The sequence below is a fragment of the Bordetella tumulicola genome (genome assembly GCF_965138755.1).
Taxonomy (GTDB): Bacteria; Pseudomonadota; Gammaproteobacteria; order Burkholderiales; family Burkholderiaceae_B; genus Bordetella_A; species Bordetella_A tumulicola.
On sequence record NZ_CBCSFP010000010.1, the window covers coordinates 105,209 to 117,547 of the forward strand.

12 protein-coding genes are annotated in these 12,339 nt (G+C 59.7%); 6 read left to right on the forward strand and 6 right to left on the reverse strand.

Going from position 1 to position 12,339, the window contains the following annotated elements:
• Window positions 1–155: 155 nt before the first annotated feature.
• Entirely contained in the window at window positions 156–821 is a 666-nt protein-coding gene (purN, locus tag ACNAZS_RS20690; RefSeq protein ID WP_415792393.1) for a phosphoribosylglycinamide formyltransferase, read from the reverse strand.
• Window positions 822–869: 48 nt separating this feature from the next.
• On the opposite strand from purN, the gene ACNAZS_RS20695 reads away from it, so the two are divergent.
• The 4 genes from ACNAZS_RS20695 (at window position 870) to coaBC (ending at window position 6,572) form a co-directional block, all read left to right on the forward strand.
• Entirely contained in the window at window positions 870–1,835 is a 966-nt protein-coding gene (locus tag ACNAZS_RS20695) for a bifunctional riboflavin kinase/FAD synthetase (RefSeq protein ID WP_415792394.1), read from the forward strand.
• Window positions 1,825–4,680, forward strand: coding sequence for an isoleucine--tRNA ligase (gene ileS, locus ACNAZS_RS20700; protein ID WP_415792508.1), 2,856 nt, complete (start codon window positions 1,825–1,827; stop codon window positions 4,678–4,680). The genes ACNAZS_RS20695 and ileS overlap by 11 nt, the downstream gene beginning before the upstream one ends.
• A 5-nt stretch (window positions 4,681–4,685) precedes the next feature.
• The gene (lspA, locus tag ACNAZS_RS20705; protein ID WP_415792395.1) at window positions 4,686–5,255 is read left to right on the forward strand and encodes a signal peptidase II; all 570 of its coding nucleotides are present in this window, start codon (window positions 4,686–4,688) and stop codon (window positions 5,253–5,255) included.
• A 117-nt stretch (window positions 5,256–5,372) separates the two neighbouring features.
• The gene (gene coaBC, locus ACNAZS_RS20710; protein ID WP_415792396.1) at window positions 5,373–6,572 is read left to right on the forward strand and encodes a bifunctional phosphopantothenoylcysteine decarboxylase/phosphopantothenate--cysteine ligase CoaBC; all 1,200 of its coding nucleotides are present in this window, start codon (window positions 5,373–5,375) and stop codon (window positions 6,570–6,572) included.
• A gap of 89 nt (window positions 6,573–6,661) precedes the next feature.
• Here the strand turns inward: coaBC and ACNAZS_RS20715 are convergent, their stop codons facing one another.
• A complete protein-coding gene (locus tag ACNAZS_RS20715; protein ID WP_415792397.1) occupies window positions 6,662–7,720 on the reverse strand; it encodes a metal-dependent hydrolase in 1,059 nt (352 codons plus the stop codon).
• Window positions 7,721–7,849: 129 nt separating this feature from the next.
• Between ACNAZS_RS20715 and ACNAZS_RS20720 the strand changes: the two genes are divergently transcribed.
• Together ACNAZS_RS20720 and ACNAZS_RS20725 are read left to right on the forward strand one after the other, a co-directional pair.
• Window positions 7,850–8,383 carry a hypothetical protein gene (locus tag ACNAZS_RS20720; RefSeq protein ID WP_415792398.1) on the forward strand — a complete coding sequence of 178 codons (534 nt, stop codon included), beginning with the start codon at window positions 7,850–7,852 and terminating at the stop codon, window positions 8,381–8,383.
• A gap of 63 nt (window positions 8,384–8,446) precedes the next feature.
• Window positions 8,447–9,124 (forward strand): dUTP diphosphatase, encoded by a 678-nt coding sequence (locus tag ACNAZS_RS20725; protein ID WP_415792399.1) that lies wholly within the window; start codon window positions 8,447–8,449, stop codon window positions 9,122–9,124.
• A gap of 68 nt (window positions 9,125–9,192) precedes the next feature.
• Here the strand turns inward: ACNAZS_RS20725 and ehuA are convergent, their stop codons facing one another.
• Genes ehuA through ehuB form a run of 4 tightly spaced genes read right to left on the reverse strand, consistent with a single transcriptional unit; the run spans window position 9,193 to window position 12,226 of the window.
• Entirely contained in the window at window positions 9,193–9,963 is a 771-nt protein-coding gene (gene ehuA / locus ACNAZS_RS20730) for an ectoine/hydroxyectoine ABC transporter ATP-binding protein EhuA (protein ID WP_415792400.1), read from the reverse strand.
• Complete coding sequence (ehuD, locus tag ACNAZS_RS20735; protein WP_415792401.1) at window positions 9,960–10,631, reverse strand: ectoine/hydroxyectoine ABC transporter permease subunit EhuD; 672 nt, start codon at window positions 10,629–10,631, stop codon at window positions 9,960–9,962. Before ehuD ends, ehuA begins: the two co-directional genes overlap by 4 nt.
• Window positions 10,628–11,269, reverse strand: coding sequence for an ectoine/hydroxyectoine ABC transporter permease subunit EhuC (gene ehuC / locus ACNAZS_RS20740; RefSeq protein ID WP_415792402.1), 642 nt, complete (start codon window positions 11,267–11,269; stop codon window positions 10,628–10,630). Before ehuC ends, ehuD begins: the two co-directional genes overlap by 4 nt.
• Window positions 11,270–11,284: 15 nt before the next feature.
• Complete coding sequence (gene ehuB, locus ACNAZS_RS20745; protein ID WP_415792403.1) at window positions 11,285–12,226, reverse strand: ectoine/hydroxyectoine ABC transporter substrate-binding protein EhuB; 942 nt, start codon at window positions 12,224–12,226, stop codon at window positions 11,285–11,287.
• Between the last annotated feature and the right edge of the window lie 113 nt (window positions 12,227–12,339).

The following is a 12,339-nucleotide window of genomic DNA, read 5'->3' on the forward strand; positions in this document are numbered from 1 at the left end:
TTTGCGGAATAAGCGCCTGCGGAACGCGGGCGGGAGGCGGGATTCTTGCTCATGATATTTCCATGCAGGGCCAGGGCAGCGCCGTGGCCAATATGAACTCAGGGCTGACGCGATATCGCGTCAGCGAAAAACTACCAGGGAGCCAACGATGCACTCTACGCGCCGTCGCTCCAAATAAATAGGCGTTGTGGTTCGCCATCGACCTCGACACGCTGATCAGGGGTCAAGTGAACCCGCCCCTCGACCAACCAGCGTGCGGCGGAGGGATAAGCCTGATGCTCGAGCGCCAACACACGATTCGCGAGCATATCAGGCGTATCCGTGGCCAGCACCGGAACACAGCCCTGGGCAATGATGGGGCCGTGGTCCAGGACCGGCGTCACAAAATGTACCGTGCAGCCATGCAGCCTCACCCCTGTCGCCAGGGCCTGGGCGTGCGTATGCAACCCCGGAAACATCGGCAACAATGAGGGATGGATGTTGACCAGGCGTCCCGCATAATGATTAACGAAACCCGGTGTCAACACCCGCATGAACCCGGCCAGCAGCACGTAATCGGGCTGATACTGGTCAATTTCACGCATCAAGGCCGCGTCAAACGCCTCGCGGCTGGGAAAATCCTTGTGATACAGGGCGCCGGTCGGAATATTCTGCTCGCGGGCCCACTGCAAGCCCCCCGCATCGGGCCGGCTGGCGATGACGGCACCGACCGTGGCCGGCCATGCCTGATCCTGACAGGCACGCACCAGCGCTTGCATATTAGTTCCCCGGCCCGAAATCAGAATGACCAGGCGACGTTTTGAGGATGAAGATTCGAGCAAGATGAGATATTCCAAAGCAAGCCAACCTAAAATTGTAAACTCTCGGTCGTGAAAACCTTGCTGCACCTCTATCGATCGGCGCCGCCACTCGCGCGGCGATCCCCCTGCGCGCTGACCATCGGCAATTTTGATGGTGTTCATCGCGGCCATCAGGCCATCTTGGCGCGCGTGCGGCAGGCGGCACACGAACGGGGGCTGCAGCCTTCGGTGCTGACCTTCGAACCCCACCCTCGCGAGTACTTCGCGACGCTGAACCAGCGGCCAGAGCTTGCCCCGACCCGCATTTCGGGTCTGCGAGACAAACTCGAAGCGCTGGCCGGCCAGGGCATGACCCAAATTGTCATCGAGCGCTTTGATGCGCGCCTGGCCGATATGTCGGCCAATGCCTTTATCGAAGATCTGTTGGTCGACCGCCTGCAAACACGCTGGCTGCTCGTGGGCGAAGACTTCCGTTTCGGCCGCAAACGCAGCGGTGACCTCGATCTGCTGCGCGAGGCCGGCATGGTACATGGATTCGAGGTGCAAACGCTGGCCGACATTACTGACCGCCACGGACATCGGGTCTCCAGTTCAGAAGTCCGGACTGCCCTGGCTGTCGGCGACCTGGATCGCGCCCAATATCTCTTGGGACGCCCCTTTCAGATCAGCGGACACGTGGTTCACGGCCAGAAACTCGGCCGTACCTTGGGATTTCCGACACTGAACCTGCGTGTCGCGCCACGCTGCGCCGCACGCTCGGGTATTTATGTGGTGCGTGTGCATGGTCTCGGAGAGCATCCCCGACCGGCTGTCGCCAGCCTGGGCGTACGTCCCACCGTCGAAGATCACGGACGTGTGCTCTTAGAGTCACACCTGCTCGATGGGCCGGCTGACGCATACGGTAAACTCATACGAGTTGAGTTCCTGCATAAATTGCGGGACGAAGAAAAATTTCCCAATCTCCCTGCCCTGACAGCCGCCATCGCCGACGACGCGCAAAACGCGCGTGCCTATTTTGCCGTTCATGGACTATAAAAAAACCCTCAATCTGCCCGACACCTCCTTTCCGATGCGAGGTGATCTTGCCAAACGCGAACCTGCCTGGGTTACCCAGTGGGAAGAAAACCACGTGTATCAAGCCATACGCGCAGCCAGTCGTGGCCGGCCGCGCTTTGTGCTGCACGATGGCCCTCCCTACGCCAACGGCGATATCCATATCGGTCATGCCGTCAACAAGATCCTGAAGGACATCATCGTCAAGAGCCGCAATATGGCGGGCTACGACGCGCACTATGTGCCGGGCTGGGACTGTCATGGCATGCCGATCGAAATCCAGATCGAAAAGAAATTCGGCAAGCACTTGCCCGTGACCGAAGTCCAGTCCAAGGCACGTGCTTACGCCCTGGAACAGATCGACCGCCAGCGCCAGGATTTCAAGCGTCTGGGTGTGCTGGGCGAATGGGACCGTCCCTACCTGACGATGAACTTTGCCAACGAAGCCACCGAGATCCGGGCGTTGGGCGGCATTTTGCAAAAGGGCTACGTATTCCGTGGCCTCAAGCCGGTGAACTGGTGCTTTGACTGTGGTTCGGCCCTGGCCGAAGCCGAAGTCGAATACGCCGATCGCGTCGATCCCGCTGTTGATGTGGCCTTTCCGTTTGCCGACAAGCCCGGCCTGGCAAAAGCCTTTGGCCTGGAGGCCATCGACGATGGCGCCGTCGTGATCTGGACCACGACGCCCTGGACCATCCCCGCCAACCAGGCCGTCAACATGCACCCCGAACTGGAATACGCCCTGGTGCGTGTTTCACCCGCGCCGGCGCATGGCCCGTTGCTGCTGCTGGCCACCGAGCGTGTCGAGACCTGCCTCAAGGCCTGGAACCTCGAAGGCGAAATCATCGCCACCGCGTCGGGTACCGCGCTCGAGGGCATGCGTTTCCACCATCCGTTGGCATCGGCCGATGCCGGCTATGCCCGCACTGCGCCGGTCTACCTGGGCGACTATGTCACCACCGATACCGGTACGGGTGTCGTGCACTCCGCCCCCGCCTACGGTATCGAAGACTTTGTGTCGTGCAAGGCACACAACCTGGCCGACGACCAGATTCTGAATCCCGTGATGGGTGATGGCAAATACGCTGAGAGCCTGCCGCTGTTTGGCGGTCTGTCCATCTGGGATGCCAATTCGCGCATCATCGATGCCCTCAAGGCCGCGGGCTCGCTCATGCATGTACAAAAGCTGTCGCACAGCTACATGCACTGCTGGCGCCACAAGACACCCGTCATCTATCGCGCGACCAGCCAATGGTTTGCCGGCATGGACGTCAAGCCTGCCGAGGGCGGCCCCACCCTGCGCGAAAGCGCCCTGGCCGGTATCGACGCAACAGCGTTCTATCCGTCCTGGGGTCGCGCCCGACTGCACGCCATGATCGCCAACCGACCGGACTGGACATTGTCGCGTCAGCGTCAGTGGGGCGTTCCCATGGCATTTTTTGTGCACAAAGAAACCGGCGCCCTGCATCCGCGTACGGTCGATCTGCTGGAGCAAGTCGCGCAGCGCGTCGAGCAACATGGCATCGAAGCCTGGCAATCGCTGGATCCGCGCGAGCTGCTGGCCGACGAGGCGGATCAATACGAGAAAAACCGCGACACGCTTGATGTCTGGTTCGACTCTGGCACCACCCATGCCACGGTACTGGGTGGTAAGGACCAGGTCCTGGGCGGCTCGCACGGCGCCGAACTGGCGTGGCCGGCCGACCTCTACCTGGAAGGCTCCGACCAGCACCGCGGCTGGTTCCACTCGTCGCTGCTGACCGGCTGCATGCTCTTTGGCCAACCGCCATACAAGGCCCTGCTGACGCACGGTTTCGTGGTCGATGGTCAGGGCCGCAAGATGAGCAAATCCGTAGGCAATGTGATCGCGCCGCAAAAGGTGTCCGACTCGCTCGGCGCCGAGATCTTGCGCCTGTGGGTCGCCTCGACCGACTACTCTGGCGAGCTGTCGATTTCCGACGAAATCCTCAAGCGCGTCGTCGAAGGCTACCGCCGTATTCGCAATACGCTGCGCTTCTTGTTGGCCAATCTAGCCGACTTCGATGCTGTCGGCCAGGCCGTCCCGTACGACCAGTTGCTCGAGATCGATCGTTACGCACTGGCCATGACGGCTCAAATGCAAACCGAAGTCATGGCGCTATACGAGCGCTACGATTTTCACCCGGCAGTCTCGCGCCTGCAGACGTTCTGCTCAGAGGACCTGGGCGCGTTCTATCTGGATATCCTCAAAGATCGCCTTTACACGACGGCCGCCGACGGCGTGGCCCGGCGTTCGGCCCAGACGGCCCTGCTGGAGATCACGCAGACGCTGCTCAAGCTGATGGCGCCGATTCTGTCGTTCACGGCCGAAGAAGCCTGGAAGATCCTGGCCGACTCCGCCTTAAAACATCAGGCAGATGTTGCGCGGACGACCATTTTCACCGAGGTGTTCCACACCCTGCCTCCCTACGCCGAAACACTGCCAGCCAAGTGGGCGCGCCTGCGCGCGATCCGTGCAGACGTTCAGCGCAAGCTCGAAGAAGTCCGCACCACGGGCAGCATCGGCTCGTCGCTGCAGGCCGAAGTCGATCTGCACGCCAACGGTGACGATCTCGCCCTGCTGCAAAGCCTGGGTGACGATCTGCGCTTTGTGCTGATCGTCTCACGCGCCACCGTCCACTCAGGCCAAGGCGAATTGCGCATCGACATCACCCCGTCGGCGCACAAGAAATGCGACCGTTGCTGGCACTGGCGCCTGGATGTCGGCAGCGATGCCGATCATCCCGAGATTTGCGGCCGCTGCGTCTCCAATCTGTTCGGTTCAGGCGAATCGCGCGACAAGGCCTGAAAATCATGTCGCGTGACGTACCTAGACATCCGACTGCGAGTCCGACCAATGATGCCGGCCATCAGCCGGGTCAACCATCGGAACACCACCCCAAGCCCGCGCCCCGACTGGGGCATTGGCTGACCCTCGCCCTGCTCCTGATCGTACTGGACCAAGTCACCAAACTGTACTTTGACTCGGCATACACGTACGGGCAGCGTGTCAACGTGTTGCCGATCTTTGACTTCACCCTGATGTACAACCGTGGCGCGGCATTCAGTTTTCTGGCGTCCGAAGGCGGGTGGCAGCGCTGGTTCTTCACCGTGCTGGGCATTGTCGCTGCCATCGTCATTGTATGGATGCTACGTCGCCATACGGCACAACCGCGCTTTAGTCTGGCTCTCACGTTGATACTAAGTGGCGCACTGGGTAATGTGATCGATCGCGTGGCCTATGGCCACGTTATCGATTTCCTGCTGTTCTACTGGAAAGACTGGTATTACCCGGCCTTTAACGTCGCCGACATCTGCATTACCTGCGGCGCCGTGCTGCTCGTGCTCGATGAGGTGCTGCGCGCGCGCAAATCACGTCGCTAGACATCCGGCGATCGTCAGCAACTGTTCCTTGGTGTGTCTGGCCCTCCGGCAGTCCTTCGGGCGAGCCCGAGCCTTTTTGCAGCATAATGGCGAAATTCGCAATCTAGATTCACACCCATGCTCGATCTCGCCCGTAAACGCATTGTCCTCGGCCTGACTGGCGGTATCGCCTGCTACAAAATCGCCGAATTGGTACGACGCCTGACCGAACAGGGCGCCGTGGTGGATGTCGTCATGACCGAAGCCGCGACGCACTTTATTACGCCGGTCACCATGCAGGCGCTGTCGGGTCGTCCCGTGTTTGTTGACGCCTGGGATGCGCGTATCGGCAACAACATGGCCCACATCGAACTGACGCGCGGCGCGGATGCGGTGCTGATCGCCCCTGCCAGCGCCGATTTCATGGCCAAGCTGGTCCACGGATCTGCTGACGACCTGCTATCCACGCTGTGCCTGGCGCGCGCCTGTCCGCTATTGGTGGCGCCCGCGATGAACCGTGAGATGTGGGCGAACCCGGCCACCCAGCGCAATGTCGCCCAATTGCGTGCCGATGGCATCACTGTGCTGGGTCCGGCATCAGGCGAGCAGGCCTGCGGCGAAACCGGTGACGGCCGCATGCTCGAGGCCCATGAATTACTGACCGATCTGATCGCTTTTTTTCAGCCCAAGGTCCTGGCGGGCCGCCATGTGCTGTTGACGGCGGGCCCGACCTCGGAACCCGTGGATCCGGTACGGGTGTTGACCAATCGGTCGTCCGGCAAGACGGGCTATTCGCTGGCACGCGCGGCGCGCGAGGCGGGCGCACGCGTGACGCTGATCACGGGAGCTACCGCCCTGCCCTTGCCTCGTGGCGTTACCGCACTGTCCGTGACAACGGCGCGCCAAATGCATGATGCGGTAATGGCCAATGTGCATGACGCGGATATTTTCATCGCCGTGGCGGCCGTGGCCGATTGGCGGGTAAAAAATGTCAGCAGTCAAAAGCTAAAAAAGACCAGCGAAGGCGCCGGCGCCCCGCTTATGGAATTCGAACCCAACCCCGATATTCTGGCCGAAGTCGCCAAATTGCCACAGGGTCCCTGGTGCGTCGGCTTTGCCGCGGAAACCGAAAAGCTGGCGGAACACGCCGAAGCCAAACGCGTTCGTAAAGGCATTCCCCTGCTGGTGGGAAATCTGGCCCACAAGGTCATGGATGCCGACACGACGGAGCTGGTGCTTTTTGATGCCAAGGGATCACACCCTTTGGCAGCAGGATCAAAGCTGGATGCGGCACGCCGACTGATCTCGGAAATCGCCGTGCGCCTGCCGGCCGCCTAACCTCCTGCGACCTCCTACCGTACGCAGCCGCCCGGCGCACTGGCCGCCGGGTACCGCTATGTGGTCAGCGCCTCGCGTCATATCCCACGTTACTCTCCTGCCAGCACGGGCTGTGTCGCGTACGCGGCCCAATCGGCCAACGGTAACGGTACTCCGCTATCAAAAATCCGCGCCAGCATCATCTGCATTTGCCCCCAGCTCCCTCGTTCACTGGGCCAGCGATACGGTGTCACGGCGTGCCAGATTGCATCGTTGCCACGCTCGGCCATGACGAAACGAAAGGTGTAGTACCCCGCGACACCCATACGCAAATCCGTCACCACCAATTTATTATCGAGCGCGTCATAACGCAGCCAATCATTGGTGAACCAGCGTAGACGATCGTGCAACGGCACACCATTTAATGCCTCTGCTACCGGCAAATTCAGGGGTAGGCGCAGCATTTCTGGGGGACCATTGTCGAGCCATCCGCTGACAGCCTCGTAGTAGTTTCCCGCGTCATCTTTGGCCAACACCCGCCACAGCAAGGTATTGAACGGCATGGGCGTCGCCAACAACGCCGTCGGCTGTACGCCCTGCTGACGTAGCTCCTGCTCTACCCGGTCTTCAGCATGCCAACGGCCCACCAGCGATACTCCAAGATACGCCGTACTGAATACGAGCGCGGCCGTCAGCGCCACCCTGGCGCGCGGCGTGCATCCCACCACCATAGTGGCCAGCACCGCCAGCGCCAGGGGCACGGTGTAGAACGGGTCGATAATGAATACCGCCGACCAACTCTCGGGGATACGCGCCAACGGCCAAAATAGCTGGGTGCCATACACCGTGAACGCATCCAGCACGGGATGCGTCACCAGTACTAGCCAGAGCGTGAGAAACAATCGCCTGCCACTGTAGGGGGCTTCTGGCCACTTTTTGCGTATCAACCACGTCAATATGATGGCCAGCGCCGACAAGACGAACACTGAATGGGAAAATCCCCGATGAAACGTCATCTGGGAGACCGGATCGGCATAGCGCACCAGGACGTCCATATCCGGCAAGGTGGCCAGCAGGCCGCCGTACAGCAAGGCCTTGCGACCCTGGCTACGCCCCAGCAGTGCCCCTTGAATACCCGCGCCCAGCACGGCTTGTGTAATTGAATCCATCTTGTCAGAACGGTTACGCTAAGAATCATCGTGGCGCCCCGGCGCCGCCTCGCCTGGAGCATGCCACAAGCGACAGGCGTTAAGATACCGCACGGATCCTTCCGTCGGTTTTTTTACAGGATGTGTTTCATGACCACTGATGGCGAACCTAAAGACGGCGATTTCGTACGCTATATCCAGAGGCTGAATAGTCCGGCTGGCCACACGCCTGGCGAAGTGTCGCCGCGCAAAGGCTTCGGAGGTCTGCTGAACAAACAAAAAACGGCAGAGATCGTCGACTCGCCGGAGTCGGTGTATTCGTATATGCCGATCCCGGACGCAGCCCCCCCGCCCTCATCTCGCAAACCGTCACGGCAAGAGACGACGACAGACGACCAGGATCCCGAAACCGCCACGCTGGCCTCGCGCAGCGCTAATCGTACCTTGTCATTTGGCCTGAAAATCGCCGGTGCCATTGCCCTCTGGAGTGCGATCAGCAAGCTGCTCACCGCGACTAATAACAACGCCCTTGATACGGACAGCCTGATTCCCGTTGTCTTTTTGTTTGTGTGTGCGTACATGTTGTTCAAGGGCAGCCGTGCCGTGGGAAAAAAGCAAGACAAACCCCTGGCCAAGTTTTCTCCCTTGGCGGTCCCGCCCATCGGCAAGAAGCCCCGGCGTTAATACCACTTGGTGCTAACATTTCGGACCCATGGCACCCTTGCCTATTGATTTGACGGAGCGAACGTGAGCAACACCCCAGCCGGATTGACCGCTGCTCAGGCAGCAACGATGCTGACCCTGCAAGACCGCCTCAACAGCATCATCAACCCTGACTGGGTCAATGGTGGTGCGCGTTTCCTGCGAGCGGCCTTTGTCGAGTCCGCCGAAGCGCTGGAGCACCACGGCTGGAAATGGTGGAAGAAACAAACGATCGACTTGCCCCAGGTGCAGATGGAGCTGATCGACATTCTGCATTTTTATTTGTCGCACACGCTCGTTTCGGCCGCAGGTTCCGCCGCCGAAGCCACACGCCTGCTGATGGCCGATCTGACATCGTCCGATACCATTGCGCTGGATGGCCAAAAGTATCGACTGGCCGAACTAGATGTACCGCAATTGCTGGAATTGATCGGTGGCCTGGCCGTGTGTGGCCGCGCCAGCTATAAAACGCTAGCGCAAACGATGACGCGCTGCGAGCTAAGCTGGCAGGACACCTTTACGCAATACGTATCCAAAAACGTACTGAATCTGTTTCGCCAGGAGAACGGCTATAAGACCGGCACCTACGTCAAGATCTGGCACGGCGAAGAAGACAACGTCGTACTTGCGCGATTGATGTCCGAACTCGATCCCAACCGCGCGGATTTTGCTCAGGCGCTGCATACCGGTCTGCAACAGGCCTACGCGCAGATCACTACCTAGAGGTCGGGGGAGATAACGGTCATACGTCCGCTCCCCTCAGACGTCCTCAGATCCGCGTCAGACCACCCTCATACCGCTTCGATCACGGACTGCAGAAACTGCTGTGTGCGTTCTTCCTTGGGTTTGGAGAACAACACAGCGGATTCCGCATCCTCGACAATGTTGCCCTGATCGAAAAACAAGGTTCGATCCGAGCTTTGTTCCGCAAAACCCATCTGATGGGTGACGATAATCATCGTCATCGTGCGCTTGGCCGCGAGGTCGCGCAATATCTGCAAAATCCCGCCGACCAGCTCCGGATCGAGAGCAGACGTGACCTCGTCGAACAACATGATTTCCGGATGCATCGCCAACGCGCGAGCGATCCCCACACGTTGCTTTTGTCCGCCCGAGAGTTGCGCCGGATAGGCGTCGAACTTGTCGCCTAATCCGACCAGATCCAGATATTCGCGAGCCCGCTGAGTGGCCTCGTCACGCGACAAACCCGAGACATGGATCGGTGCCTCCATGACGTTGCCCAGCGCGGTCTTGTGCGGGAATAGATTGAAGTGCTGAAACACCATGCCGATCTTGCCGCGTACGCGTCGCACGTGCGCGGAATTCGGACCTTGGACACGGCCTTGCGCGTCGACCCACATGGACTCATCATCGATCAGGATCTCGCCGCTGGTGGGCCGATCCAGTGTCATCAACAGGCGCAATAGCGTCGATTTTCCCGACCCCGACGGGCCGATGATCGACACAGTCTGCCCCGCGGGGATCTCCAGATCGATGCCGCGCAACACCTCCAGCTCGCCATAGCGCTTACACAGTTGATTCAGGCGAATGCTCGCACTCATCGTGATCCTCCGAATTTTTTCAGCCAGGCTTCCAGGCGGCGAACGCCCCACGCAGCGAACAGGCTCAGCAGCAAAAACAACACGCCGACCAACGTCAATGGCTCGGTGTAGCGAAACGTCGCGGACCCGATGATCTTGCTTTGTTGCAGCAACTCAACCACCGTGATGGCCGACAACAATGGCGTGTCTTTGAACATGGCGACCAGATAGTTGCCCAACGCAGGCACGACGGGCGGGATCGCCTGCGGCAACACGACGCCGACCGCTGTGCGCCAGGCCGAAAGATTCAGCGCCGTCGCCGCCTCGACTTGCCCACGCGGGACGGCTTCGATGCCAGCGCGATACACCTCTGCACAATACGCGGCATAGTGCACACCCAACGCCAGGATACCGGTGGTAAGCGGGGAAAGCCGCATCCCGCTTTGTGGCAGCACATAAAATAAAAAATACATCTGCACCAGCAAAGGCGTGCTGCGTACGAACTCAATCACCAGGGACACCGGCGCCGAGATCCAGCGCGACGGCATGCGCCGCAGCATAGCCAGGACCAACCCTAGCACGATGGCCAGCGACATGCCCAATATCGTTGCCTGTACCGTGATGATCAGCGCCGATCCCAATGTGGGCAGAATTTCCCAGGCAAATGCCCAATCAAAAATCGGACTCATCGGACTCGGAACCTCCGCTCTAACAAGCGGATACCCGCCGTGATCAACAGCGCCACGGCAAAGTAAAGCAGCAGCAGCATCAGGAATATCTCAGTCGTGCGCAGCGTCTCGGCACGCAGCATCTGACCACGAAACGTCAGATCGGTAATCGTAATCAACGACACCAACGCCGTATTTTTTAATAGTTCGATCAGCAGATTGCCCGCCGGCGGGAGCATCGCAGGGAACGCCTGTGGCAGCACAATCCGCCGCAAGGATTGGGCGGACGTCATATTCAGCGCCACGGCCGCCTCTCGCTGGCCCTGCGCCACCGCCAGGATGGCGCCGCGCACGACCTCGGCGCCGTAGGCTCCAGCATTTGCCGCCAGCACCACAATCCCCACGGTGATCGCCGGCAATCTCAGGCCGAACAGTGGCAGGACGTAATAGAACCAGAACAGCTGCACAAGCGCAGAGGTTCCCCGGAACACCTCGACATAGACCAACGCCAGACCGCTGACGGCGCGATGTGATGATAAACGCGCTAATCCGGCGGCCAATGCTAACGGAACGGCCAGCAACGCCGCCCCCGCCGTAATACGCAACGTCATCCACAATCCGTCAAGCAGTGGGGGAAGTAGCGCCGCAAACGCTTCCATTGAGTTGGCCACGCCTTATTGGCTACCGGCCTGCGCGTCCGCGCCGCACAGCTTGGCCGCCGTCACGTCCCCTGGCAATTCACTCTCGGTAAAACCGAAAGGTTGAACGACCTTGGCATGCTCTTCGGTGCCGATGAACTTGGCCAACTCGGCATTGAAGGCGTCTACAAATTCCTGATCGTCCTTTCGAAAAGCAAACGCCCCGTAGCCGCGCACGCTCTTGCCATCAATCACAGGATCGGTAAAAGGCTCAGCCTTTTCGAGATCCGCGGTAGCCGACTTTTTCATCAGATCATTCACCGTCATCGCCGTGGCGGCATACGCATCGGCACGGCCCGCCTGCACGCCGGACAACGCACTCACGACATCCGGAAAGACGACAACGCGATCAAGCGGGATATCCATCTTGCGGGCGTACTCGCTTTCGATGGCGCCCACCACGACACCCAATTTGATGTCGTCATTTTTAGCGACGTCTTCGTAGCTATGCAGTTGCTTGGGATTGCCCTGTTGAACCAGGAACGACTCACCGACGCCATAAGTCGGATTCGAGAAAGCCGCCTGCTGGCAGCGTTCGGGAGTGACATACATACCCGCGGCAATGATGTCGAAGCGCTTGGCTTGCAAACCCGGGATCAGCGAACCAAACTCGGTCAACACACCTTCGACTTCGTTGATACCCATACGCTTGAGTACGACCCGCGCGATTTCCACCGCTTCACCGGTAATCTGGTTGGTACTGGTATCCAGATACGCGTAAGGCGCCTCATTGGCGTAGCCGATACGAATTTTCCCGGCGGCTTTTGCGGCCTCTAGCGTGCTTTGCTCCGCGGGCGGGTTGTTCGCTGCCGAAGGTTTGGTGGCGGAACTGTCGGACTCTGAATCTGAGCATGCCGCCATCAACCCAAGACTCAGTGCCAAAACGGCCCACTTTGTCATGTTTAGAACGCGTGCCATGCGAGACTCCCTATCAAATGATTATGGACTGAACTACTTCACAAGAAATAGTACGTTAGTTGATCATTTCACCACAAAACATATAGTGGCAAAAGAATAGCCACGGGCTCAAC